General features: G+C 69.2%; 20 protein-coding genes and 1 riboswitch. Of the genes, 11 read left to right on the top strand and 9 right to left on the bottom strand.

From position 1 onward, the window contains the following. Positions 1 to 52: 52 nt before the first annotated feature. Positions 53 to 157: riboswitch (TPP riboswitch) on the bottom strand. 357 nt (positions 158 to 514) lie between these two features. The 4 genes from ACLQ2T_RS22285 (at position 515) to ACLQ2T_RS22270 (ending at position 3721) form a co-directional block, all read left to right on the top strand. Beyond that, positions 515 to 1480 (top strand): permease, encoded by a 966-nt coding sequence (locus ACLQ2T_RS22285; protein WP_425768342.1) that lies wholly within the window; start codon positions 515 to 517, stop codon positions 1478 to 1480. Further along, on the top strand, positions 1477 to 2181 hold the full coding sequence (locus ACLQ2T_RS22280; protein ID WP_425768290.1) for a TIGR03943 family putative permease subunit: 705 nt from the start codon (positions 1477 to 1479) through the stop codon (positions 2179 to 2181). Before ACLQ2T_RS22285 ends, ACLQ2T_RS22280 begins: the two co-directional genes overlap by 4 nt. Positions 2182 to 2207: 26 nt before the next feature. After that, complete coding sequence (locus ACLQ2T_RS22275; protein ID WP_425768289.1) at positions 2208 to 3038, top strand: alpha/beta fold hydrolase; 831 nt, start codon at positions 2208 to 2210, stop codon at positions 3036 to 3038. Positions 3039 to 3220: 182 nt separating this feature from the next. Next, entirely contained in the window at positions 3221 to 3721 is a 501-nt protein-coding gene (locus ACLQ2T_RS22270; RefSeq protein WP_425768288.1) for a DUF6328 family protein, read from the top strand. Between the two features lie 75 nt (positions 3722 to 3796). Here ACLQ2T_RS22270 and ACLQ2T_RS22265 read toward each other — a convergent pair whose 3' ends face one another. From ACLQ2T_RS22265 to ACLQ2T_RS22235, 7 genes are all read right to left on the bottom strand, one after another. Continuing rightward, positions 3797 to 4432 carry a hypothetical protein gene (locus ACLQ2T_RS22265; protein WP_425768287.1) on the bottom strand — a complete coding sequence of 212 codons (636 nt, stop codon included), beginning with the start codon at positions 4430 to 4432 and terminating at the stop codon, positions 3797 to 3799. A 258-nt stretch (positions 4433 to 4690) separates the two neighbouring features. Further along, entirely contained in the window at positions 4691 to 5089 is a 399-nt protein-coding gene (locus ACLQ2T_RS22260) for a Fur family transcriptional regulator (RefSeq protein ID WP_425768286.1), read from the bottom strand. A gap of 115 nt (positions 5090 to 5204) precedes the next feature. After that, on the bottom strand, positions 5205 to 5537 hold the full coding sequence (locus ACLQ2T_RS22255; RefSeq protein WP_425768285.1) for an ArsR/SmtB family transcription factor: 333 nt from the start codon (positions 5535 to 5537) through the stop codon (positions 5205 to 5207). Positions 5538 to 5574: 37 nt separating this feature from the next. Beyond that, positions 5575 to 6444 (bottom strand): metal ABC transporter permease, encoded by an 870-nt coding sequence (locus ACLQ2T_RS22250; protein WP_425768341.1) that lies wholly within the window; start codon positions 6442 to 6444, stop codon positions 5575 to 5577. After that, a complete protein-coding gene (locus tag ACLQ2T_RS22245; protein WP_425768284.1) occupies positions 6441 to 7205 on the bottom strand; it encodes a metal ABC transporter ATP-binding protein in 765 nt (254 codons plus the stop codon). The genes ACLQ2T_RS22250 and ACLQ2T_RS22245 overlap by 4 nt, the downstream gene beginning before the upstream one ends. After that, positions 7202 to 8170: a metal ABC transporter substrate-binding protein gene (locus ACLQ2T_RS22240; RefSeq protein ID WP_425768283.1), complete on the bottom strand. Its 969-nt coding sequence runs from the start codon at positions 8168 to 8170 to the stop codon at positions 7202 to 7204. The genes ACLQ2T_RS22245 and ACLQ2T_RS22240 overlap by 4 nt, the downstream gene beginning before the upstream one ends. Positions 8171 to 8237: 67 nt before the next feature. Beyond that, positions 8238 to 8495, bottom strand: a complete 258-nt coding sequence (locus ACLQ2T_RS22235; RefSeq protein WP_425768282.1) for a hypothetical protein — start codon at positions 8493 to 8495, stop codon at positions 8238 to 8240. Between the two features lie 29 nt (positions 8496 to 8524). On the opposite strand from ACLQ2T_RS22235, the gene ACLQ2T_RS22230 reads away from it, so the two are divergent. The 3 genes from ACLQ2T_RS22230 to ACLQ2T_RS22220 all read left to right on the top strand — a co-directional run bounded on the left by ACLQ2T_RS22230 (position 8525) and on the right by ACLQ2T_RS22220 (position 10989). Then, entirely contained in the window at positions 8525 to 8866 is a 342-nt protein-coding gene (locus tag ACLQ2T_RS22230; protein WP_425768281.1) for an antibiotic biosynthesis monooxygenase family protein, read from the top strand. A 184-nt stretch (positions 8867 to 9050) separates the two neighbouring features. After that, complete coding sequence (locus tag ACLQ2T_RS22225; protein ID WP_425768340.1) at positions 9051 to 9497, top strand: hypothetical protein; 447 nt, start codon at positions 9051 to 9053, stop codon at positions 9495 to 9497. A 112-nt stretch (positions 9498 to 9609) separates the two neighbouring features. Next, positions 9610 to 10989: a glycine--tRNA ligase gene (locus tag ACLQ2T_RS22220; RefSeq protein WP_425768280.1), complete on the top strand. Its 1380-nt coding sequence runs from the start codon at positions 9610 to 9612 to the stop codon at positions 10987 to 10989. Positions 10990 to 11051: 62 nt separating this feature from the next. Here the strand turns inward: ACLQ2T_RS22220 and ACLQ2T_RS22215 are convergent, their stop codons facing one another. After that, entirely contained in the window at positions 11052 to 12023 is a 972-nt protein-coding gene (locus ACLQ2T_RS22215; protein ID WP_425768279.1) for a hypothetical protein, read from the bottom strand. Between the two features lie 184 nt (positions 12024 to 12207). Here ACLQ2T_RS22215 and dusB point away from each other — a divergent pair, with 184 nt between their 5' ends. The 4 genes from dusB (at position 12208) to ACLQ2T_RS22195 (ending at position 24247) form a co-directional block, all read left to right on the top strand. Next, positions 12208 to 13374 (top strand): tRNA dihydrouridine synthase DusB, encoded by a 1167-nt coding sequence (dusB, locus tag ACLQ2T_RS22210; RefSeq protein ID WP_425768339.1) that lies wholly within the window; start codon positions 12208 to 12210, stop codon positions 13372 to 13374. A gap of 577 nt (positions 13375 to 13951) precedes the next feature. Beyond that, positions 13952 to 17716 carry a LamG domain-containing protein gene (locus ACLQ2T_RS22205; RefSeq protein WP_425768278.1) on the top strand — a complete coding sequence of 1255 codons (3765 nt, stop codon included), beginning with the start codon at positions 13952 to 13954 and terminating at the stop codon, positions 17714 to 17716. Between the two features lie 89 nt (positions 17717 to 17805). Continuing rightward, a complete protein-coding gene (locus ACLQ2T_RS22200; RefSeq protein ID WP_425768277.1) occupies positions 17806 to 23958 on the top strand; it encodes an RHS repeat-associated core domain-containing protein in 6153 nt (2050 codons plus the stop codon). Between the two features lie 121 nt (positions 23959 to 24079). Further along, positions 24080 to 24247, top strand: coding sequence for a hypothetical protein (locus ACLQ2T_RS22195; RefSeq protein WP_425768276.1), 168 nt, complete (start codon positions 24080 to 24082; stop codon positions 24245 to 24247). A 119-nt stretch (positions 24248 to 24366) separates the two neighbouring features. Here ACLQ2T_RS22195 and ACLQ2T_RS22190 read toward each other — a convergent pair whose 3' ends face one another. Next, positions 24367 to 25008 (bottom strand): C39 family peptidase, encoded by a 642-nt coding sequence (locus ACLQ2T_RS22190; protein ID WP_425768275.1) that lies wholly within the window; start codon positions 25006 to 25008, stop codon positions 24367 to 24369. Positions 25009 to 25230 lie beyond the last annotated feature (222 nt).

Here is a 25230-nt window from a genome sequence, read left to right as displayed (position 1 = left end):
GTCGAACCAGGTAAGACGCACGCCGCGCCCGACGGCACCGAGCCGTGGCGGGCAGGAGGTGGACCGAACTCCCTGCGCTGGCATTACCCAGATCAGGTACGGAGGGTCTGCGGGCGAACCCGCACTCTCAGCGCTGTGCGCTCCCCTGTCGGAGGTGAAGTTGTCTCGCCGACGCTAACACCTTTGAAGATCAACAGGCAACGTGATCTAGCAGGTCGGGCCGGGTGCGGCCGGGTCGAGGGCGCCAAGGGGGTACGCCCGCCCGGCGGATCCACCCGTTTCGCCGACATCCATCGACCTCACCGCCCTCGGCCGGTAATCTCAGCCCGCCGAACCACCGGGGTGAAGAGACGGCAGGGTGAGCACAGAAACGAATCAAGCCGTACCGGTCGATGAACCGCAGAACGGTCCGACCGGTGCCGCCACCGACCCCGCACCCCAGCCGACCGCTGTCGCCACCGACCCTGCGCCCCAGTCGACCGGCCCCGCAGCGGAGCCGGGCGGTGGTGGGGCGCTGCGGCGATGGGTCGGCGATCGGGTCGGTTCCGTGGAGGTGCTGGCCGGGCTGCTGATCCTGCTGGTGATCTTCCGGGATCCGTTGGCCGGGGCGTTGGACGATCCGCGCCTACAGACCTGGACCACGGTGTTCGTCTCGATCATGGTGCAGGCGGTGCCCTTCCTGGTCTTCGGAGTGCTGCTCTCGGCCGTGATCGCGGTCTTCGTACCCCGGTCGTTCTGGGCCAGGGCACTGCCCCGACACCCGGCCCTGGCGGTACCGGCGGCCAGTGCGGCCGGGGTGGTGCTGCCCGGCTGCGAGTGCGGCTCCGTACCGATCGCCGGTTCCCTGATCCGCCGGGGGGTCACCCCGGCCGCCGCCCTGGCCTTCCTGCTGGCCGCACCGGCGGTCAACCCGATCGTGCTGACCGCCACCGCGGTCGCCTTCCCGAACAATCCCGAGATGGTCCTGGCCCGGGGCCTGGCCAGCCTCGTGGTGGCCATGGTGATGGGCTGGCTGTGGCTGCGCCTCGGTCGCACCGAGTGGATCAGGATGCCCCGCCGACCGGAGCTGGAGGACCCCCGCCGGGGCCGGGCCTTCTGGGCCGCCGTCCGGCACGACGTCACCCACGCCGGTGGCTTCCTGGTGCTCGGCGCGATGGCTGCCGCCAGCATCAACGTCCTGGTGCCGGAACGATGGTTGCAGACCCTCGCCGACAACCCCTGGCTGTCCGTCCTGGTGCTGGCGGTACTCGCCGTACTGCTGTCGCTCTGCTCCGAGGCGGACGCCTTCGTGGCGGCCTCGCTGTCGCAGTTCTCCCTCACCTCCCGACTGGTCTTCCTGGTGGTGGGGCCGATGGTGGACCTCAAGCTGATCTCGATGCAGGCCGGTGTCTTCGGACGTCGGTTCGCCTTCCGGTTCGCCCCGGCCACCTTCGCGGTGGCCCTGCTGGTCGCCACCGGTGCCGGGGCGGTGCTGCTGTGAACCGGCAGGCGCAGGGGGTACTCCTGCTGCTGTTCGGCGGGGCGGTGCTGCGGGCCAGCCTCACCGACCTCTACCTGCGCTATGTCAAGGAAGGGCTGCGCCCCTTCCTGATCACCGCCGGCCTGCTGCTGGTGGTCGCCGCGATCATGACCCTGTGGTACGAGTTACGTCCGACCGCCGGTGAGCATGACGGGCACGGCCACCACGAACCCCGGGTGGGCTGGCTGCTCATCCTGCCGGTGCTCGGCCTGCTGCTGGTGGCCCCACCGGCCCTCGGCTCGTACGCGGCCAGTCAGTCCGGCACCGCCCTGAACGCCCCGCGACAGTCGGACTATCCGCCGCTGCCCGACGCCGACCCGGCGCCGGTCAGCGTCCTGGACTACGCGGCGCGGGCCCTGTTCGACCGGGGTGCCTCGATCGGCGACCGGCGGGTGCAGTTGACCGGCTTCCTCACCACCGGCGAGGACGGCCGACCCATCCTGGCCCGCATGGTGCTGTCCTGTTGCGCGGCCGACGGGCGGCCGGTCAAGCTCGGGCTCACCGGCGAGGTGCCGGTCGGGTTGCCCGACGACACCTGGGTGGAGGTGATCGGCCGGTACAGCGACCGGATCGGCCGTGACCCGGTCAACGACGCCGAGATCCCGTACCTCCAGGTCGAGTCCTGGCGGCGGATACCCGCCCCCAAGCAGCAGTACGACTGAGCGTCGACCTCGGTAGGCTGCCGTTCATGCACATCGACGCCCGAGGTCTGCGGTTCGACGTCGTCGCCGGTGGCCCGCAGGACGGTGAACCGGTGCTGCTGCTGCACGGTTTCCCGCAGCACGCGGGCGAGTGGAACGACGTGACGACGACCCTGCACGTGGCCGGTCTGCGCACCTACGCGGTCGACCAGCGCGGTTACTCCCCGGGTGCCCGGCCGACCTCGGTTCAGGCGTACCGGCTGGCGGAGTTGGTAGCCGACGCGGCCGCCGTACTGGACGCCCTCGATGTCGACTCCGCCCATGTGGTGGGGCACGACTGGGGTGCCGTGGTCGCCTGGGCGCTGGCCGCCGGCAATCCGGAGCGGGTCCGCACCCTGACCGCCGTCTCCGTGCCCCATCCGGCCGCCATGGCGTACGCCCTGGCCGAGGACTCGCAGCAGAAGGCGCGCTCGGCGTACATGATGCTGTTCCGTCGGCCCGGGGTGGCCGAGAAGACCCTGCTGGCCCTGCGGGCCCGAGGGCTGCGCGGGATGCTGCGCGGGGTAGGGGACCCGGCGCGGGTGTCCACGTACGCCGAACCGATGCGCGAACCCGGCGCCCTGACTGCGGCGCTGAACTGGTACCGGGCGATGTCCCAGACGGACCTGGCGGCGATCGGCCCGGTGACCGTGCCGACCACCTTCGTGTGGAGCGACCGGGACGTGGCGATCGGGCGTACCGCTGCCGAGGCCTGCGCGGGCCACGTGCGTGGGGACTACCGGTTCGTGGAGCTGGCCGGGGTCAGCCACTGGATTCCGGACCAGGTGCCGACCCGGTTGGCCGAGGCCATCGTGGCCCGGGTGCGTTCCGTCGCCTGAGTCCGGCGGACGGCTGCTGTCGCTGGTGGATTCGGGGTGGGCGACGGCGGCCGGCGCAGGTGGGCCGAGTCCGGCGGACGGCGGCTGTCGCAGGCGGTTTCGGAACGAGGGCGGTGGGGCAATCAGCGTTGCCGCCGTCGCCGAATCGCGCCGACGGCGTGCCGTACCCCCGGAGGTCAGCGGTGTCCAAGGAAACCGAGAAGCAGCGATGGCAGCGCAACTTCGCCGACCTGTTGCAGGAATTGCGGGTGGCACAGACCGGCGTACAGATCCTCTTCGCCTTCCTGTTGACCCTGCCGTTCAGCAACGGCTTCGACGACACCACCCCGTTCCAGCGGGACGTCTACATCGTCGCCCTGCTCGCGGCGGCCGGCGCCACCGCGATGATCATCTCGCCGGTGGCGTTCCACCGGGCACTGTTCCGTCAGGGACGTAAGCCGGATCTGGTCCGGTTCGCGCACCGGATGGCCTCCGGTGGCCTCGCCCTGATGCTGATCGCGATGGTCAGCTCGGTCCTGCTGATCACCGACTTCGTACTCGCCCGGCCGATCGCCTTCCTGCTCAGCGCCGTCACCGGCCTCTGGTTCCTCACCTTCTGGCTGATCCTGCCGATCTCCCGCCGCAACTGGGGCGACGACGACATCGACGATGACGAAGACCCCAGCGGCCTGTCCAACGACTAACCCCTTGCCTCGCTTGCCACGTTGATCAAGAAGTTTGCGTCAGAATCGGCGCCGATCACGACGCAAACTTCTTGATCAACGTGGTTGGGTGGGGGAGGTCGGTGGGGTGGTGGGGGTGCGCAGGCCGAGGTGGCGTAGTTCCAGGGCGGCGAGGGCGGTGATGGTCTGCTCGTCGCCGTGCCGCCATGCCTGCGCCACGTCGGGGTCGATGCGGGTGAGTCGGCGGATCGGCTGGGTGGCCAGGGCGCGCAGCGCGAGCAGGTCCCGGCCGGCGGGTACGGCAGCCAGTGCCGCCGCCGATCCGGCCCGGCGCATCCAACGCACCCGCAGCGGCAGCCAGCCGAACACCACCAGCCCGAGCGGTACGATCGCCATCCCGACGGACAGGGCCAGGGCCAGTTGATCCACGAGTTCCTGCTGGTCACGCCCGGCCTCGGCGAGCGAGCGGGCCGCCTCGGCCGCCCGCTCGAAGGGCGCGGTCAACTCGTCGCCCACCAGTGGCACCCGGCCGACCTTTCCGCCGGCCTCGGCCAGGTTGTCGGCCAGCCCACCACCGGCCCCTTCCAGCTTCTGCCCCGGTACGGCCAGCCTCTGCACCAGGTCGTGCAACCACAGAGCCCCACGGATCGTCACGTACACCCAGGCGACGACGAGCAGATCGGTGAGCAACTGTCGCAGCGCCACCGGAAAGCGATCGGCATAAATCTTCACGCCGCCCACCCTGCCACGCCCGCCCCCACCACGCCCCACCCACCGCCCTTCACGCCCCGCCCCGCCCCGCCGCCCCGCCCGCCGGTCTTGCCGCGCCCCGCCCAGCCCTGCCCCAGCCCTGCCGATCTTGCACTTTCGGTCGCAGATATGCCCGCTTTAGCAGCCTTTGCGGCGACACAAAGTGCAAGATCGGCGAGGCTGGGGCGGGGCGCGGGGCGCGGAGGGTGCGGGGCGCGGAGGGTGCGGGGGAGGGTGGGGTTAGGGGGTGCAGGTGGGGCAGGTGCCGAAGATTTCGAGGGTGTGGCTGACGTCGGTGAAGCCGTGTTGGGCGGCGACCTTGTCGGCCCAGGTCTCCACGGTGGGACCGGCGACCTCGACCGTACGGCCACAGGCCCGGCAGACCAGGTGGTGGTGGTGTCCCTCGCTGCACCTGCGGTAGAGGTGCTCACCGCCCGGCGGGCGCATCACGTCGATCTCGCCTGCGTCGGCCAGGCTCTGCAAGGTCCGGTAGACCGTGGTCAGGCCGACCCGTTCGCCGCGTTCGCGCAGCATCGCGTGCAGGTCCTGGGCGCTGTGGAAGCCTTCCACCTCGGCCAGCAACGCACTGACCGCCGAGCGTTGCCGGGTGTTGCGGACCGCCGTACGACCGTCGCTCATGCCGGCACTCCGCTGCGCTGCGTGCCGCCACGAGGCTCGCTCGCGCTGAGCCGGCCGATTCGTTTGCTCATGACGGCACCCGGGCGTGCGTGCTCATGACGGCGCTCCAGCAAGCTCATGACGGCGCTCCGGTGCGCTGGGTGCCGCCGCGGGGCTCCTCCCCGGCGTGGCTGACCGCGTCGGCGACGATATGGGCTACATGCTCGTCGACCAGGCTGTACGCGATCTCCCGGCCGCGCCGGGAGCCGCGCACCACACCGGCGCCGCGCAGCACCCGCAGGTGTTGGGAGACCAGCGGCTGGGTGACGCCCAGGGTGTCGACCAACTCGTGCACGCAGCGCTCGCCGCCGGCCAGTTGGCTGACGATGGCGAGTCGGATCGGCGCGGAGAGGGCGCGCAGCAGCTCACTGGCGCCCTCGTACGCGTCGTACCCGGATCCGCTGCTCACCACGCAACGATAACCAGTGTCAGGCAGCCCGGGGTGGTCAGGATCGGTCGAGCACCACCTCGTGGGGCTCCGGTGCGGGCTCCGGCGCGGGCCGGGTCCGACGGATCCGGCGCCAGGCGGCGGCGAGCAGGGTGACCACCACGAAGGAGACGATCGCGAGCACCACCACGGAGGCGCCCGGGGCGGTGTCGGCCACCGCTGCCAGCCAGATGCCCGCCCCGGCGGCGAACAGACCGAGGGTCATCGCCGCCGCCATGGTGGCCCGGAAACCCCGGGTGACCTGCTGGGCGGTGGCCACCGGCACCACCATCAGCGCGCTGATCAGCAGGACCCCGACCGCCCGCATCGCGATCGTCACGGTGATCGCGGTGGTGACCGCCAGCAGCAGGTTCAGGGCGCGTACCGGCAGGCCGGAGACCCGGGCGTACTCCTCGTCCTGGCAGACCGCGAACAGCGCCGGACGCAGGGCGATCATCGTGATCAGCACCGCCAGGCCGAGCGCCGCGATGGTGACCAGGTCGCCGCGGGAGGTGGTGGTGAGCGCCCCGAACAGGTACGCGTTGAGGTTCGCGCTGGTGCTGTCGGACAGCCCCACCAGGACCACGCCACCGGCGATGCCGCCGTAGAAGAGCAGGGCCAGGGCCAGGTCCCCGGAGGTACGGCCGCGCTCACGGATCAGCTCGATGGCCACCGCACCGATGACGGCCGCGATCACCGCCATGATCACGGGGGAGGTGCCGAAGAGCAGGCCGGCGCCGACACCGGTCAGGGCCACATGCCCGATGCCGTCCCCGATCAGGGCCAGCCGCCGCTGCACCAGGTAGATGCCGAGCGCCGGCGCGGCCACGCCGATCACCAGTGCCCCGATCAGGGCGTTCTGCATGTACTCGTACTGGAAGAGGTTCAATTCGTGCCCCACAGCCCGGCGGGTTCTTCGGGACAGTGCGGATGCACGTGGTCGTGGTCCGGCGCCGCGTGGTGCCCGGCCGGTTCCGGCACCGCGCCGTCGTGCGCGATCAGACCCTGGTGTACGACGACCGCGCGGCTGATCAGCGGCTGTAGCGGACCCAGTTCGTGGGCCACCAGCAGTACGGTGCCGCCGCCGTCGACGAAGGCGCTCAGCGCCTCGGCGAACGCCTCCTGGCTGGCGGCGTCCACCCCGGCCGTGGGCTCGTCGAGCACCAGCAGCTCCGGTCGACCGGCCAGGGCACGGGCGATCAGGGTGCGCTGCTGCTGTCCGCCGGAGAGGGTGGACACCGGGTCCTTCGCCCGGTCGGCGAGACCCACGGCCCGCAACGCCTCGGCCACGGCCGCCCGGTCGGCACGTCCCGGCGGGCGCAGCACCCCCCGACGGGCCAGCCGGCCGGAGGCGACCACCTCGGCCACCGTGGCCGGTACGCCACTGCCCGCGCCGAGCCGCTGCGGGACGTACCCGATGCGGTGCCACTGGCGGAACCGGCGTGCCGGCTCGCCGAAGAGGGTGACCGAGCCGGAGCTGAGTGGGACCAGCCCGAGCACGGCGCGGATCAGGGTGGACTTGCCGGAGCCGTTGGCGCCGAGGATCGCGACCACCTCACCGGCGGTCACGGTCAGCGAGACGTCCCGCAGCACGGGGCGGCCCTCGTAGCCGACCATGCCGTGCGCAACGGTGATGACTTCAGGTGTCACGAGCAGCTCAACGCCGTCCGTAGGGATTCCAGGTTGGTACGCATCACCGAAAGGTAGTCCCCGCCGTTTTCGGCGGAGAGCCCCTCCAGCGGATCGAGCACCGCGGTCTGCGCGCCCACCTCCCGGGCGATGGTCTCGGCGACCTTGGGGCTGACCAGGGTCTCGAAGAAGATCGTGGTGGCCCCGTGCTCGCGTGCCTCCTCGGTGACCGCGGCCAGCCGCTGCGGGGAGGGCTCGTCCTCGGGGGTCAGCCCGGTGATGCCGATCTGCTCCAACTGGTAGCGCTGCGCGAGGTACCCGAACGCGGTGTGGCTGACCACGATCTCCCGGCGCTGGCAGGTCTTCAGCCCCTCGGTGAACTCGGTGTCCAGCTTCTCCAACTCGGTGCGCAGGGCGGCCGCCCGCTGGGTGTACTCGTCGGCGTGGTCCGGGTCGACCGCGCCGAGCCGTTCGGCCAGCTTGTCGCCGATGGTGGCCAGCCGGGTCGGGTCGAGCCAGACGTGCGGGTCCTTCGCTCCGTCGGACACCTCGTCGGCATGCTCGTCATCGTGGTCATGGCCGTCGCCGTGGTCGTGGTCATGGCCACCGGCGGTGGCGTCCAGCAGGGGCTCCACCTCGGCCACGTCGAAGGCGTGGTCACCGCCGTGCTGCTCGATCGCCTCGTCCACCGCCGGCTGGAAGCCGTGCAGGAAGACGATCAGCTCCGCGTCGATGATCTGACTGACCTGCCGCGGGTTCAGCTCCAGGTCGTGCGGCTCGGCACCCGGGCGGGCCAGGTTGGTCACCGCCACGGCGTCCCCGCCGATCCGCTCGGCCAGGAACTGCAAGGGGTAGAAGCCGGCCACCACGTCGACCCGCTCCGGGTCGTTGCCGGCCGCCTCGTCGCCGGTGCAGCCGGTGACGAGGGTCAGGGCGAGCGCGGCCGTGGCCGCGGCCAGAGCTCGGGAGGCGGTGCGGAAGGTCATGCAACGACTGTCCGTGACAATGACAATGATTGTCAAAAACGCATAGTTGCATGTCAGGGCAGGTTGATCAGAGTAGTTTCACCAGGCCGACGGTGACCAACAGGGTCAACATCAGCAGCCGGATCACCCGGGTGGGTGGCGTCTGCACCGGCCAGGTCGTCACCAGCAGTGCGGCCACCGCAGCGGCCAGCAGCAGGGTGAACAGCCCGCCCAGCGGGCCCGGGGTGAAGAACGCGACCAGCACCAGGAGCAGGGTGACCAGGAACACCGTCGTCGGGTTGGCCCGGGCCAGGCGGGCGGCGATCTGGCGCTGCGTACGCTGCATCCCACAGACTCTACGAGGAGGAGTGCCCGGTGCTGGTGACCAACCGGTTCGTGGTCGACGACGACGGCGCCCAGGAATTCACCGAACGGGCCCACGCCGCCCTAGCGGCGCTCGCCGCCCGCCCCGGCTACCTGCGCGGGCAACTGGTCCGGGCCCTGGACGACCCGCGACACTGGTGCCTGGTCACCGAGTGGGAGTCGGTCGGCACCTACCGGCGGGCGCTCGGTGGCTTCGAGGTCAAGGTCACGGCGATCCCGCTGCTCGCCGAGAGCATCGACGAGCCGTCCGCCTACGAGACCCTGGCCAGCGCCGCCCCCGAGGGCGAGGTGGTGGTGGTCGCCAGCGATCGAGCCGCGGGTCCTTACCGCTGAGCTGTCGGGCACTACGCTGGCTCCCATGACCGTTCCCGGACCGGCGGCCCCACCACCCCACCCCCCGCTGCCCGGCCAGCAGAGTCCGTCCGGCCAGCAGAATCCGTGGCCCCCCGGCCACGGTGGCTTCCCACCGCCCGGTGCGGTCGAGTCCGGGGTACCGGCCCCGCCGACCGGCCCCGGAGTGGCCCCGCCGTTCGCGGCTCCGCCGACCGAGGGCGGTCGCTCCCGACTCTGGCTGGGCTTGGGTGCCGGGGCGTTGGCGCTGGTGCTCTGCTGCGGTGGTGGCGGCGCCGCCACGGTCGGTCTGCTGATCAGTGGGGTGCAGGCGGTCGAGGAGCAGGGCCGTACGGTCTCCGGCGACTACTACCGGGCCCTGGCCGACGGCGAGTACGGCCAGGCGTACGACCAGCTCTGTGACGAGATCAAGCGGCGCGAGTCCCGGCAGGAGTTCGAACGCCGGGCCGCCGCCGAGCCCCAGATCGTCTCCTACCAGGTGGGCAAGGTGGACACCACCACCCTGACCGTGCCGGTGGATGTCACCTTCGCCGGGGGCGGCCAGGAGCGGCAGCAGGTCATCCTGGCCCAGGACCAGCAGACCGGGGGCATGGAGGTCTGCGGAGTCAACTGACCCGGCGCAGGTAATGTGCTGGGTTCGGGACAGCGGTGGTCGTACCGTTGTCCTGAACTGCCCCTTCATCCCATCGCGTCCCCGCCGACCGCCAGTCGGCGTAGGAGGAAACATGCCAGCCGACCGTATCGACGCCATCGTCAGCCTCGCCAAGCGCCGAGGCTTCGTCTTCCCCTCCAGCGAGATCTACGGAGGCACCCGATCGGCGTGGGACTACGGTCCGCTCGGCGTGGAACTCAAGGAGAACGTCCGCCGCCAGTGGTGGAAGACCATGGTCCAGCAGCGTGACGACGTCGTCGGGCTGGACTCCGCGGTGATCCTGGCCCGGGACGTGTGGGCGGCCTCCGGCCACCTCGACGCCTTCGTCGACCCGCTGACCGAGTGCCAGTCCTGCCACAAGCGGTTCCGGGCCGACCACCTGGAGGAGGCGTACCAGGAGAAGCACGGCAAGCCGCTGGCCTCACTCACCGAGCTGAACTGCCCGAACTGCGGCAACAAGGGCACCTTCACCGAGCCCAAGATGTTCAACGGGCTGATGAAGACCTACCTGGGCCCGGTGGAGAGCGACGAGGGGCTGCACTACCTGCGCCCGGAGACCGCCCAGGGCATCTTCGTCAACTACAACAACGTGGCGAACGCGGCCCGGAAGAAGCCGCCGTTCGGCATCGCCCAGACCGGCAAGTCGTTCCGCAACGAGATCACCCCGGGCAACTTCATCTTCCGGACCCGCGAGTTCGAGCAGATGGAGATGGAGTTCTTCGTCGAGCCCGGCACCGACGAGCAGTGGCACGAGTACTGGCTTCAGGAGCGCTGGAACTGGTACATCGACCTGGGGCTCTCCGAGGAGAACCTGCGCTTCTACGAGCACCCCAAGGAGAAGCTCTCCCACTACTCCAAGCGCACGGTCGACATCGAGTACCGGTTCCAGTTCGGCGGCAGCGAGTTCGCCGAGCTGGAGGGGGTCGCCAACCGCACCGACTTCGACCTCACCACGCACAGCAAGCACTCCGGGGTCGACCTGTCGTACTTCGACCAGACCAAGAGCGAGCGCTGGGTGCCGTACGTGATCGAGCCGGCCGCCGGCCTGACCCGCGCGGTGCTGGCCTTCCTGCTTGAGGCGTACGACGTCGACCAGGCGCCGAACGCCAAGGGCAAGATGGAGGAGCGCACCGTGATGCGCTTCGACCCGCGGCTGGCTCCGGTCAAGGTGGCCGTGCTGCCGTTGTCGCGCAACGAGGCGCTGTCGCCCAAGGCCAAGGACCTCGCCGCGCAGCTGCGCAAGCGTTGGGTGGTCGAGTTCGACGACTCGCAGGCGATCGGCCGCCGCTACCGCCGCCAGGACGAGATCGGCACCCCCTTCTGCGTCACTGTCGACTTCGACACCCTGGACGACAACGCGGTGACCATCCGCAACCGGGACACCATGGCCCAGGAGCGCATCGCCCTGGACCAGGTCGAGCGTTACCTGATCGACCACCTCCCGGGCTGCTGAGGCGTAAGCAGCTGTAAGGAAGGGCCCCTTCTTAACGCCTGGCGTAGAGGAGGGGCCCCTTCTTAACAAGACGCGGGCCGAGTGGGCTGGTCGAGGCGTACCCGGACGGTGGCACCGAAACCACGTCGGGAGTCGTACGCGTCCTCCACCGTGCGGCGCACCCGGCGCGGCTCGCGGCGGATCTGCGCCGGCGTGAAGTGCAGCACCAGGACCCCGAGCCGACTCAACTCGTTGTGCCGGTCGAGTGTGCGCGTCCAGTCAGCAGGTCGGAAGTGGTACTCCTGCGAGTCGACCTCCAGCGCTACCGCCGCGTCGGCCAGATAGCCGTCCGGTGTCGGCAGCAAGGCGCCGTTCAGGTCGAGCAGCCGGGGATTCCAGTGGATCTCGCTCAGCACGCTGCTGTCGGCCAGACACTGGCGCAACTCCGCCTCGGGCGCGGACCGGATACCCGCCGTCACCTCCGCGAACGCCTTTCTGATCAGCGCCGTCCGGCTGCGCCGTGCCCGGGCGATCTCCTCGTCCAGGGTCGTGAGGTCGGCGTACCCTCGCTGCACGGCCTCGGCCACGATGGCCCGTACCGGACGGAGTTGCCGCAGGTCGCGCGCCGCGTCGACCACCGCGCGGGCCGGTGAGCACACCGCGTACAGCGGGGTGGTCCGGGCCCGAACGTCCAGGGCGAGAGTCCGCGAGATCACCGCATATCCTGCCGAGGCGCGTCGGGCGTGATGCGGCACGATCAGGTGTACGTCGTCGCTGCGCGGGCTCTGTCGGAAGCCGTACCAGGTCAGTGCGGCCAGGCCGGTCAGCTGGGCTTGGGCACCGGCGTACAGCACCGCCGAGATGCGCCGCTGCTCGTCCGTCAGGGTGCCGGTGACCAGGGCGTACGTCGCGGGCAGCACCCGTTGCCAGAGGGCCCGCCGGGTCTGCCGGTACAGGTACATGTCGTCGAAGCCGAAGCTGAGCAACTGGGTACGACTGACGATCTGCTGTTGCCGCTCGGCCAGCTCGGAGAACTCGGGTGGAGGGGTACGCATGCCGGGAGCATCACCAGCCCGACCGGGCTTTGTCTCAGCCGAGCCGGGTAGCTGTGGACAGCCCCGCACCCTGTGGACGACGCCCCACCTGCGACCGGAGTGTGGTATGCGTCGCGTTAACAGGGGGCCCTTCCTATGCAGGAGGCGTTAAGAAGGGGCCCTTCCTTACACTTGGGCGGTGACCATGCCGACGAGTGCTGCCCTTGGGCCGTTGAGGATCGGGCGGCACCAGGTGTGGCCGCCGGTGGTGCTCGCGCCGATGGCCGGCATCACCAACGTCGGTTTCCGGCAACTCTGCCGGGAGCAGGGTGGCGGCATCTACGTCTGCGAGATGATCACCACGGTCGCCCTGGTCGAGCGGAACCCGAAGACCCTGCGCATGATCGCCTTCGGAGCGGACGAGAGCCCCCGCAGCCTCCAGCTCTACGGCACCGACCCGGAGATCACCGCCGCCGCCGTACGGATCGTGGTCGAGAAGGATCTCGCCGATCACATCGACCTCAACTTCGGCTGCCCGGTGCCGAAGGTCACCCGGCGCGGTGGGGGCGCGGCCCTGCCCTGGCGGCGCCGACTCTTCGCCCGCCTGGTCAAGGCCGCGGTGGATGCCGCCGCACCCGCCGGGGTGCCGGTCACGGTCAAGATGCGCAAGGGCATAGACGACGACCACCTGACGTACGTCGAGGCGGGGCTGGCCGCCCAGGAGGCCGGGGTCGCCGCAGTCGCCCTGCACGGGCGTACGGCCGCACAGCGCTACTCGGGCACCGCCGACTGGGACGCCATCGCCACCCTCAAGCAGGCCCTCGATGTGCCGGTGCTCGGCAACGGCGACATCTGGGAGGCCGACGACGCGCTGCGGATGGTGGCCCACACCGGGGTCGACGGGGTGGTGATCGGACGGGGCTGTCTGGGTCGGCCGTGGCTCTTCGCCGACCTGGAGGCGGCCTTCGCGGGGCGTACCGAGCGGCGGCTGCCCACCCTGGGCGAGGTGGCGCTGACCATGCGCCGGCACGCCGAGTTGCTGGTCGATCAGTTCACCGCCGGGGCCCGTAACCCGGCCCGGGGCGAGCGGGACGGCTGCACCGACTTCCGCAAGCATGTCGCCTGGTACCTCAAGGGTTTCCCGATCGGCAGCGAGCTGCGTCGCGCCCTGGCCATGATCGACAGCTTGGCCCAGTTGGACGACCTGCTCGGCAAACTGGACCCGACCGTGCCGTTCCCGACGGAGACCCTGGGCCAGCCGCGCGGGCGTACCAACTCGCCGGGCAAGGTCTTCCTGCCCGACGGCTGGCTGGCCAGCCGCGACGACGACACCGTCCCCGAGGGCGCCGAACTGGCCGATTCCGGCGGCTGAGGTCCGTCGCGGAGCAGGACCGGGTAAGGCCGACAGGTGACCCAGGTCGCCCTCGCGATCCCTGTTCCCGACGTATCACGAGAATCTGATGGCCGAGGCATCCCACCGGATACCCGTTTTGACGGAAATGCGCGACGCCGATCTCGAATCCCATTGTTTCGAGAAATGTCGATGAGCCGATTGGTCGTATCGGTGACTGTCGCGTGTTTCCGGGTCCATCGTCCATAGTGGTGAGAGTCGGACGAAAGCCATGGCCAGGCAAGATCCTTGACCTCCACTATGGTCTTGGCGTCACCAGTTCTGTACTTTGTGGAACGTACTGTTGATCAAGCTGCTGTACGGGGGTGCGGCTTTGTTGTCATTCCTTCATGCCCGCGTTTTGTCCATTTTGGCCATTTCGGCGTTAGCGGGCTCTCTACTGGTGGTATTGCCGGCGACTCCTGCGTCGGCCGGTACTCCGGATCCGTGTGTCGACGCGGACACCTTGACGGCATCCTCGGAACGTGCCGCCCAGGCCTTGGCGGCCTCCTGTGAAACCGAGGTCGAGGTCCTGGCGGCGGCGTCGGAAACGACGAAGGTGTTCGCACAACCCTCTGGGGACTTCGCCTTCGAATCCTGGGCCGAGCCGCAGTGGGTCGAGCAGGACGGTGCCTGGGAGGAAATCGACACCACCTTGGAGGCGGGGGCGGACGGCCTGATTCGTCCGGTCGCCGCCACGGCCGAGGTGGTCTTCTCAGCCGGTGGCACCGGTCCCTTCGCCACGATGACCGGAGCGGGCGCGACCTTCTCACTGGGCTGGCCGGGCGCCCTGCCACCGGGCGTGATCACCGGCGACACGATCACGTACCCGAACGTGTATCCGGACGTCGATCTGGTGGTCAGGGCCGAGCGGGGTGGCTTCTCGCATCTGCTCGTGGTGAAGAGCGCCGCCGCCGCCGCGAATCCGATGGTGCGGGAGACCCCCTATGTGGTGGGTGGCTCGGCCGAGGTGGCGGTCGTGGACGGGGCGGTAACCATCTCCGGCCCCGACGGTGTGCTGGCGGAGTCGCCACCGGCGGTGGCGTGGGACTCACCGGAGACCGTTTCGCGGTCGGCCGGGTTCCTCGCTTCCCACGAGTCAATCGAGGCTGCCCCCTCCACCGTTCGGGGACCGGCCGACTCCGCCCTGGTCACCCCGGTCGAGGTTCGGCTGGAGGGCAACTCGTTGACGGTCGCCGCCGACCCTGAGGTGCTGGAGGCCGGGAGCTTCCCGATCTTCATCGACCCGACGTACGACAAGAAATGGGCCCGATGGGCGCCGGTGAACGACTCGCGACCGGACACCCGATGGACCTCGGGGACCGCCTGGCCGCGTGAGACGGCCCGGGTGGGGTCGAACTGGGACAGTCACGGCGACATCTGGCGGGCACACTTCTACTTCGACACGACGGTGTTGATCGGTAAGCGCCTGGTCGGCACGACAAGTGTCGACGCGTACCTGGTGCACACCGGGTGGTGCGCGGGCGAGTCGATCGGCATCTGGCAGACGAACTCGATCGCGAGCAACACCCCCACCTGGAACGGGATGAAGAACAAGTGGCTGCACGACGGGCCGTTGCAGACCAGGCTGGGCAAGGCCAACGCGTCCTGCGGCCAGGATCCCGAGTGGCTGAGTTTCAATGGATCCAAGATCGGCCATCATGTCCAGCGGCACGCGGACGGGGGCGGTGGCTCGATCACCTTCGGGTTGCGAATGGGAACCGAGAGCGGAGGTCGGTGGGCCAAGTTCAACCCTAACCACGTCAAGTTGAAGGCCACCTACGCACACAAGCCGACCTCGGCGGTGGCCGTACGGACCTCACCCGGTGGCAACTGTGCCGCCTCGCCCGGCCCCTGGATCACCAACCGGACTCCGACCTTGTTCGGCAAGGCCAAGGACGGCGACGGAACCGTACGGGTGCAGTTCGACCTGAACGGGCCCACCAGTCCGGCTGTCCATCTCTCCGCCTGGACCAAGTCCGACAGCGAACGGGCCTGGCCCACCCCGACCCTCGCCGAGGGCAACTACAACTGGCGGGTCCGGGGCACCGACATGGAGGACGGCACCGATTGGACAAGCTGGTGCTACTTCCGGTTGGACCACACCCCACCGACGGCACCCGTGGTGGCCCGGATGTCCGACAGCCCGGTCGTCGGCGAGCCGGTGACGCTCAAGCTGACCTCGTCGGACGCCCGTTCCGGGTTGCGGCGGTTCGCGTACGGCATCGGGGTCGACGCCCAGCAGCATTTCGTGAACTCCACCGGTACGACGACGATCACGTTCACGCCGGAGAGCGGTCGTACCCACGTGTACGTGTGGGCTCAGGACAACGCCGGCAACTACTCGGCGCGCACCGAGTTCAACTTCTACAGCGGCCGCAGCACCGAGGCCCAGTCCCAGGGCGCATGGCGGTTCAACGGTGACCCACTCGACGACTCCGGCCAGGGCGGACACCTCGAACTCGGCAACGGAATCGACTACGGTCCCGACCGTGCCGGCAGTCCCGATGCCGCGCTGACTTTCGACGGTACGGGCTGCGCGCAGACCTCTCCGGTGATCCGGACCGACTCGGACTACACCGTGGCTGCGTGGGCCAAGCTGACCTCGACCAGCGGCAACCGAGCCGTCGTCGCGCAGGCGGGCTCCGCCGCGTCCGCGTTCGCCCTGGGTTACGACGCCGCAACCAACAGGTGGCAGGTGTCGTTGGCCGGTGCGGACAGCGCGAACTCGGGGTCTGTGGTGGCCTCCGCGCCGGCCGCTGCGGTGGGCCAGTGGCAGCACCTGGCCGCCACGGTCGACCCGTTGGCCAAGGTCGTCCGCCTCTATGTCGGTGGGGTGCTTGCGGCGCAGGCCACCATCGGTGGTCAGTTGTGGCACGCCGAGGGTCGGCTGCTCATCGGATGTGCCGGCAGCCAGTCGTCGTCGTGGCACCACATGACCGGCTCGATCGATCAGGTCGGGATCTGGCAGGGACTGCTCTCCGACGCGCAGATCGGGCAGGCGGCCACCGAACTTCCCGCCGGTGAGATCGGCAACTGGCCGTTGCACGGCGACGGAACCGAGACCACCGAGCGTTCCACGGCTCTGGTCTCTCCGCAGCCGGCATCTTGGACGGAGGACCAGTACGGCCGGTTGCGCTCGGCGGCGCAGTTCACCGGCACCCAGTGCGCCCGGACCGAAGAGCAGGTCGTGCGTACCCATGAGTCGTTCTCAATCGCGGCGTGGGTGAAGCTGGACAGTGTCGGCACCGGCAGCCAGACGATCATCGGACAGGACGGCGATCGGGTCAGTGGCTGGTTCCTCGGCGCCCGGTACCTCAGCGGAGCGCCCTACTGGGCGCTGATGATGAAGCCGACGGATGACGAGTACTCGCTGTCCCACATCGTTCGCTCGTCTTCGTCGGTCGATGCAGGCACGTGGACTCATCTGGTGGGTGTCTACAACGCCACCGACAATCGCCTCAGCCTGTATGTCAACGGCACCCTGGCCGCCTCGGCGGTCGGCACCGGTAGCCCGTGGCGAGCCGAAGGGCCGCTGACCGTGGGGTGTGCCCGCCATGCGGGCGTGGATGCCGACCACGTCAACGGGGCGGTCTCCGCGGTGCGGGCCTGGCAGGGCGCGCTGACCGCCGACGAGGTGAAGACGGTGTACGGCGGCAACCCGGCGGTCAAGCTGGAGGGGATGTGGCCCCTGGAGGGCCCGGCCAGCGACATGCCGACCTACCTGCAGGACATGTCTGGCAACGGCCGTGACCTGTCGGTCCCCGGTCCGTACAACTGGGGACGGGACCGGGCCTTCGGCCAGGACGGTGCTCTGCTGCTGTCCGACCACTCCTGTGCCGAGGCGTCCGGCCCGGTGATCCGCACCGATGCCTCCTTCACCGTGGCGGCCTGGGTGTTCCTGGAGCAGACCACCGGCCATCACACCGTCGTGGGGCAGGCCGCCGGTCAGCGGGGCGGCTTCGACCTCAAGTACCTCCCCGACACCGATCGCTGGCAGTTCGAGTTGTCGTCGGCGGAAGGCGACGACTTCGTGTGGCACAAGGTCATGTCGACGGATCCTCCGCTGCTCGACGAGTGGACCCACCTGGCGGGTGTGTTCGACGTCGCGGCCGGCAAGGTACGCCTCTATGTCAACGGTGCGTTGCAGGGCGAGGCCGACGGTCCGACGACGCCGTGGATGGCCAACGGACCTACCCTGATCGGCTGTTCCGGAGCCACCAACGGAGACCGTTGGTCCCCGCTGCAAGGACTGGTGGATGACGTCCGGATCTGGACCTCCACCCTTGCCCCGGAGCGGATCGCCAACCTGGCCGACGGCTGACGGTCACGGGGCGCGGCTGCCGGCCGCGCCCCGCCCAGCCTTCTCTCTCTCGACTTTCCTCCACCCCTTCTCAGTGCAAGGAAGGCGACATGTCGCAGTTACGCTACGTGCATAAGAGCGTACGCAAAGCAATAATCGTGAGCGCCGCCGCGACGTTGGTGGCGTCGACCCTCGCGGTGACCCCGCCAGTGCAGGCGGCCGAGGTGCCCTCGGGCGACCGCAAGGTGAAGCAGATCCGACCGGAGTCTGCGCGGCGGGTACCGGTCGATCGGACTCCCTTGCCGGACGACGGTGGCAGGTGGGCCGGACCGGAACACGCGACCTGGCCGGCCGCCGGCCGTGCCACCCTCGTGATCGCTGACTCCCCGACGGAGCGGTTGCGCGATGGTGGCTGGCCGTCCGGACGGGGAGTCCAGAGGGTGGCCGGTGGTCTGCCGGTGACGGCTTCGGCCGTCGCCGGCCGGCGTGCCCCCGACCAGACGCGGGTGCAGGTGCTGGGTGAGGAGCATTCCCGGCGGCTCGGGGTCAGCGGCCCGGTGGTGGTCGTCGACGGTGGCACCGGGGCGGTCGAGACCGCCTTCAGCTATGCCGGCATGCGGCAGCTCTACGGCGCGGGGTGGGGTGAGCGACTGACCCTCAAGCGGCTGCCGGCGTGTGCGGCGACCACCCCGCAGCGGTCGCAGTGTCAGGCGGTCGAGCCCGTCGCGGCTACCAACGATCCGGTAGCGCGTACGGTGTCGACACAGGTCAGCCTCACCGGGGCGGAGCCGGTCGTGTTCGCTCTGGTCGGCGAGGATGCCTCCGAGGACGGCGACTACAAGGCCACCGACCTGCAGGCGTCGGGTTCCTGGACGGCAGGCAGCGGGTCCGGTGGGTTCTCCTACTCGAACCCGGTGCGGCTTCCTCCGGCGGAGGGGCCACTGCCCGAGGTGTCGTTGGACTACTCCTCGCAGGCCGTCGACGGGCGGATGGCCGGGGCCAACAACCAGGCCTCATGGGTCGGTGACGGCTGGGACTACGGGCCGGGGTTCATCGAACGGACCTACGCCACCTGCGCCGACGACCGGAACGCGGTCGACGGCCGGGATCCCAACAACAAGGACAAGAAGACCTACGACCACTGCTGGAGCGGTGACTCGCCGAACGTCACCGTCTCGCTCAACGGCACCAACACCTCCCTGATCAAGGACGACGACACGGGCGTGTGGCGGGCCCAGAACGACGCCAACTGGCGTATCCAGTTGCAGGGCAGCGCGGCGACGACGGGCAACGCCACGACGGAGCGGTGGACGATCACCACCCCGGACGGCACCCGGTACTTCTTCGCCGGCGAGGCTGCCTCGGCCGACTCCCGCTGGACGAAGCCGGTCTTCGGTAACCACCCGGGCGAGAAGTGCCACGCCTCCGCCTTCAAGGACTCGGCCTGCAAGCAGGCCTGGCGGTGGCTGTTGGACAAGGCGGTGGACGTGCACGGCAACACCGTCCGCTACTACTACCAGAGTGACACGGGGCACTACGGTGCCGCGGGCGACAAGGACAACCGGCAGTCCTTCCACCGGGGCGGCCACCTGACGCGGATCGAGTACGGCCTGCACGCCGACCACCCGAGTGTCGCCGCCACCGGCCGGGTGCTGTTCACCGTCGCCGACCGGTGCCTGGCGACCGAATGTCACGAGGACGGCAAGCCGGTGCGGGCCAACTGGCCGGACGTCCCCTGGGACAAGGACTGCGCCACGGCGCCCTGCACCGACAAGCTCGCCCCGGTCTTCTTCAATACCAAGCGACTGACCAAGATCACTACCCAGGTACGCAGCGGCAGCACCTTCTCCAACGTCGAGTCGTGGAGTCTGGCTCACGAGTTCAAGGCGCCGAGGACCGCCGGTTCGGCGTCGTTGTGGCTGAAGGAGATCGTGCACGCCGGGCACGTCGGCGGCAGTGTCACCGAGCCGCCGGTCCGATTCACCGGGGTGGAGTTGGCCAACCGGGCGAACGTGCTGGCCGGGGCCCCGATCTTCTCCCGCTGGCGGATCCAGAACATCCGCACCGAGTCCGGCGCGGATCTGCACGTCACCTACTCCACGCCCGACTGCGACCTCAACGATCTGCCGTCCTCGCCGCAGAACAACTCGCGGCTCTGCTACCCCGTGTACTGGACCCCGGACGGCTACACCGAACCCGAGCTCGATTGGTTCCACAAGTACGTCGTCACCGAGATCTCCGAGATCGACCGCACCGCCGACCAACCGGCCATCGTCACCCGCTACGTGTACTCCACGGGTGGCAGCAGCACCAACGTGTTGTGGGCCTACGACGACAACGAGTTCACCAAGAAGAAGCACCGCACCTACGGGCAGTGGCGCGGTTACTCCCAGGTGGTCACCAAGGTCGGTGAGCCGGACCAGGGGGTGCCCCTGACCACCCGCGAGCGGTTCTACCGCGGGCTGCACGACCAGCCGCTGCCGGGCGGTGGCCGGCGCAGTGTGCAGGGCTCCGACTCGGAGACCAACACCTTCACCGACCACCGGGCGTTGGCCGGGTTCCCGCTGGAGAAGGCGACTCTCGACGGGACGACGGTGGTCCAGGCAGTCACCACCCAGTACTGGACCCAGCAGACCGCCGCGCGTAGCCATGCCGGAGGCACCGATCGGGCGTACCTGAGCGGACCCTCGGTGCGCAAGAGCCGCAAGCTTCTCGCGCCGAACGTGTGGGCGCGGACCGAGACCCGGACCACCTACAACGGGGACGGCCTGGCCACCTCGGTGTCCGACCTGGGGGACACGTCGAAGCCTGGCGACGAGACCTGCACCCGCACCACGTACGTCACGAATACCGGCGACTGGATCCGGGACGCCGTGTCCCGGGTGGAAACCGTCGCCAGGGCCTGTGGTGACCCTGTTTCGCGTCCGGCTGACGTGCTCTCCGACGTCCGGACGTTCCACGACGGCTCGAACACCCATGGCGCCGCCCCGACGAAGGGACTGGTGACCCGCCAGGACACCCTCGACACCTGGACCGGCGGCCCGGTCTACACCACCACCGCCCGTACCAGCTACGACGCACTGGGCCGCGTCACGAGCGCCACGGATGCCCGGGGCGAGACCACCACCACCGCGTACACCCCGGCGGGCCCGGGACCGGTGACCCAGACGGTCACCACCAACCCGCTGGGCCACCAGACGACGGTCACCCGGCAACCCGCCTGGGCCGAGCCGATCGCGCTGGTGGACGCCAACAACAAACGCACCGACCTGGAACATGACCCGCTCGGCCGGCTGATCAAGGTGTGGCTGCCCGGCCGGCCGAAGGCGACCCGGACGCCGAACCTGGAGTTCAGCTACCTGGTCCGCAACAACGGTCCGCTGGCCGTCACCAGCAAGCGGCTCGGGCCCAACGGCAACTACCTCACCGAGGTCGGGCTCTTCGACTCCCTGTACCGGCAGGTGCAGACGCAGAAGGACGCCCTCGGCGGCCAGCGCCTGATCTCCTCGACCGGCTACAACGACCGGGGTCTGGAGGCTTACCGGGCGGGACCGGCATACATCACCGGTGCGCCGGACACCGGGGTGTGGCAACTGAACCCCGGCGCGGACCGGGCCCGGACCGTGCTCAGCTACGACGGCGTCGGCCGGGTGATCAGCGAAGCCCTCTGGTCGGCCGACAGCGAACTCTGGGCCACGATCACCAGTTACGGCGGTGACCCGGACGGCTGGCGGGTCTCGGTCACCCCACCGCAGGGTGGCACCGCCACCGTCACCCTCAGTGACGTGCACGGCCAGACCACGGAGTTGCGGCAGTTCCACGGGCCGACCCCGACCGGGGGGTACGACACCACCAGGTACACGTACACCCCGCGCGGCGACCTGTCGACCGTCGTCGGCCCGACCGGCAAGACCTGGAGCTACGAGTACGATCTGCGTGGCCGGAAGGTGGCCACCACCGACCCGGACAAGGGCACCTCCACCTTGGCCTACAACAACGCCGGTGACGTCATCGCCAGCACGAACGCTCTCGACGAGGTGGTCACCGTCGAGCATGACGCCCTGGGGCGGCCGTCGCGGCGCTTCGCCGACGGGGAACTCATCGCGCAGTGGACCTATGACACGCCCGCCAAGGGGTACCTGTCGAAGCAGGTGTCGATCGTCGACGGCTTCTCGTTCAGCCGCCAGATCTCGTTCTACAACAACGCGTACCAGATCATGGAAGAGTCGTCCGTGATCCCGGCAATGCCCGGTCTGGAGGGGGTCGCCGGGACCTATACCTCGACCTCCACCTACCGGGTGGACGGCTCGTTGGAGCGGATGAAACTGCCGAGGGTCGGTGGGCTGGAGTCGGAGATCGTCAACCATACCTACGACGATCTGGGCAATGTGACGCGAGTTGTCGGCACGATGTCCTCCTCCGGGACCAACACCGTCTATGTCGACGCCACCACCCAGTCACCCTTCGGTGAGTTGCTCCAACGCAAACTCGGCGTCGAGGATCAGCCACAGGCGTATCAGAGCTACACCTACGACGATGTGACCCGACGGCTGACCGGTTTCCATTTCGACCGCGACGCCACCGTCCCCAACGTCGCCGCCGTGCAGTACGAGTACGACCCGGCCGGCAATGTGTTGTCGATGGCCAACCGGCCGCAGGACGACGACGACAACCCCCGGCCCGCCGACAGCGATGTGCAGTGCTTCCAGTACGACCATCTGCGTCGGCTCACCCAGGCATGGAGTCAGGCCACGGCGACCTGCGCCACCGCGCCGCAGGCCTCGATCGTCGGTGGGGTGGCTCCGTACTGGATGTCGTACGCCTTCGACAGGGCCGGTGCCCGCACCTCGGTGACCGACCACCGCACCGGTCTGACGTCGAACTACGGCTACGCCGACCCGGACAGCCCGCAGCCGTACGCGGTCCGCACGGTCACCGGTGGTGGTCGAAGCGCCCAGTACGACTGGGACGCGAGCGGCAATCTCACCCACCGGAGTGTCGACGGGGTCGACGAGACCCTGGAGTGGAACCCGCAGGGCAAGCTGACGGAGATCACCGGACCCGCTGGGACCACCCGGATGGTCTACGACGTCGACGGCAACCGCATCGCCCGGCTCGACCCGAACGGTCAGGCGACCGTCTTCCTGGGCGGGCACGAGTTGACTGTCGTGGGGCAGAGCACGACGGCGACCCGGTACTACTCGCACAGCGGAGACGTCATCGCCTCCCGTACGGCATCGAGTGGCACCGCCGTCCAGGATGTGATCTGGCTCGGCGCCGACCGGCACGGCACGGTGCTCTGGACGGTCAACTCGGTCACCCGGGTGGACACGATCAAGTACCTGGACCCGTACGGCAACCCGAGGCCTGGCGGGAGCAACGGCACCTGGCCCTCCGGCCAGCGCGGCTTCGTCGGAGGCATCGCGGACCCGAACGGCCTGTCGTTGCTGGGGGCCCGGTTCTACGACACCTTCCTCGGTGCCTTCATCTCCGTCGACCCCCTCATGGATCTGACGGATCCGCAACAGACCCAGGGATACTCGTACGCCAACAACAACCCGATGACCTTCACCGACCCGGACGGACTCATTCCGATGGCCACCGGATCAACCCATGACGAGTTGCAGCACCAGAAGAAGACCGGCAAGCGGGTCACCCAGAACCCGGTAACGAATAAGTGGACGGTCGTGGCCGCCCCGAAGCCCGTTTACCGACCCAGCGCGTACGCGCGGTACACGCCTCGGCAGATTGCCAACATGATGGGCGAAAGCGGGGTACCCCAGCCCGCCCCGGCACCAGCACCCGCACCGCAGCAGTCCCAGGTGACGCCTTTTTGGAACTGGTCTGCTTGCCTGATCGTGTGTGTCGGGCTGACCGGCACGGAGGAAGGGGGGTTCTTGGAAGTTGGCGGACTAGGCTGGGGTGGAATTGGTGCGACATACGGAGCCACTTCCGTTCCCCCTTCCCAGATGGCAGGCAATGGTTACGCACAGGCGTGTCTAGCCCTGTATGTCGGGGGCTGTTGGCAGACCGGTCCGAAGATCGGTGGGGGCAATTGGCATGGTGGGGGAGTCACGGGGGGCAGCGGAAAGAGTATCTTCTTGGGAATGATGGGGAGCTGGAAGATAGACGACGGAAACTGGTCGAGTTCACGAGGCTCTGAGGCGGTGAAGGAGGCGGGAAGGAAGGCGACAGCAAAGAGTGCTGCTGGGCCGACATCGAACGTCTTCGTCCGTTCTGCAGTCACGATCTACGTGCGGTAGGTGAACAGTGTTAGAAGGTGAGCGGATCGGGGATTCACTTCCGTCCGGTGCGAGGCGGAGGCCGCTCTATCGCCTGGCGGTATGGTGGCTCCGTCTGCTCCCGATCGCACTCGTGCTGTCTATGACTTTCCTGCTGGATGGCGGCTGGGTGGTGCTGTTGGTGCATATATCAGCGGGGATGCTGATTACCCTGCCGTTGCGTTACATAGCGTACGCCGAATGGGAGATCAAGCAATCGGATCTCGACGAACTGGCACTACGCGACGCCATCAACCCTCGATTCTGGTGAGGTCCGGTGCCCGCGCTGCCCTCGTGCAGCGCGGGCACCGGACCCCACCTCCCTGCCCTAGTTGAGTGAAAGGGCCGACCCCCGGATGGGGGTCGGCCCTTTCGGTGTGTGGGTCGGTGTCAGCTGGTGGCGGTGTAGCCGCGGGTGGCGATCCAGTCGGCGAGGTTGTCGGTGGTGAGCCAGTATTCGGCGGTGTCGGGGTTGGCGGAGTCGGCGATCTTGACCTGCTCGCCGTGGTCGCGGTAGCCGGTGACGCTGATGTAGTGGCCGCCTTCGTAGCTGTGGGTGGTGCCGGTGGTGTCGGTGGTGGTGCCGGCGATGTTGGCGACCACGGCGCGGCCGTCGTCGACGGTGCGCTTGATGTCGTCGCGCAGCTTGTCGGCGTGCTTGTCGGCGGCCTTGGCGTCGGGGATCTCCACCGAGCGGTAGACGTTCTTGCCGGTCTCCTTGTTCAGCACGGGGGTGATGTCGTTGATGGAGTTGGTGCCGTCTTCGGTGGTGCCCATGCGCTTGGCCATGTCGTGCTGGTCGATGTCCTTGCCCTGGACGGACAGGGCGTTGCGTGCGGCGGCGGGGCCGCAGTAGTAAAAGGTGTCCTGGGCTTCGTAGCGCACGTCGAGTTGGCGTTCGCTCTGGTGGTCGCGGGCGGCGATGACGCCGGGAGTGGCCTGGGCGGCGATGGCGGGGGCGGCGATGCCACCGGCGGTGGCGGCGGCAGCGGCGATGGTCAGAGCGGTCTTACGCAGGATGGTGGTAGCCATGATGATGTTCCGCCTTTCCGTTCGGGGGTGTACGCGGCGACCTGCGAGGGGGTTCGCGGCGGCCGCGCAGTAGGGGGGAAGATCGTGGTGCGGGGCTCTGGCCCCTGCTCGGGCATCGGGGACCCGCTGGGCCGCTCACGATGTCCGGGATATGTGTAACGCCGGGTGGGCCTCGGTCATTCCGGCCCGGCATCCCGGGGGCGCCGTGTAGGAGGCGTCGTG

Source organism: Micromonospora sp. DT229 (assembly GCF_049844505.1).
GTDB lineage: Bacteria > Actinomycetota > Actinomycetes > Mycobacteriales > Micromonosporaceae > Micromonospora.
The sequence above is the reverse complement of the archived record's forward strand: the minus strand, read 5'-3'. Positions and strand labels throughout refer to the sequence as shown.

Coding starts and splice junctions, on each gene's coding strand:
- ACLQ2T_RS22275 (WP_425768289.1), top strand. CDS start 2,208: ATGCACATCGACGCCCGAGGTCTGCGGTTCGACGTCGTCGCCGGTGGC.
- ACLQ2T_RS22260 (WP_425768286.1), bottom strand. CDS start 5,089: ATGAGCGACGGTCGTACGGCGGTCCGCAACACCCGGCAACGCTCGGCG.
- ACLQ2T_RS22240 (WP_425768283.1), bottom strand. CDS start 8,170: ATGACCTTCCGCACCGCCTCCCGAGCTCTGGCCGCGGCCACGGCCGCG.
- ACLQ2T_RS22235 (WP_425768282.1), bottom strand. CDS start 8,495: ATGCAGCGTACGCAGCGCCAGATCGCCGCCCGCCTGGCCCGGGCCAAC.
- ACLQ2T_RS22220 (WP_425768280.1), top strand. CDS start 9,610: ATGCCAGCCGACCGTATCGACGCCATCGTCAGCCTCGCCAAGCGCCGA.
- ACLQ2T_RS22215 (WP_425768279.1), bottom strand. CDS start 12,023: ATGCGTACCCCTCCACCCGAGTTCTCCGAGCTGGCCGAGCGGCAACAG.
- dusB (WP_425768339.1), top strand. CDS start 12,208: ATGCCGACGAGTGCTGCCCTTGGGCCGTTGAGGATCGGGCGGCACCAG.
- ACLQ2T_RS22200 (WP_425768277.1), top strand. CDS start 17,806: ATGTCGCAGTTACGCTACGTGCATAAGAGCGTACGCAAAGCAATAATC.
- ACLQ2T_RS22195 (WP_425768276.1), top strand. CDS start 24,080: ATGACTTTCCTGCTGGATGGCGGCTGGGTGGTGCTGTTGGTGCATATA.
- ACLQ2T_RS22190 (WP_425768275.1), bottom strand. CDS start 25,008: ATGGCTACCACCATCCTGCGTAAGACCGCTCTGACCATCGCCGCTGCC.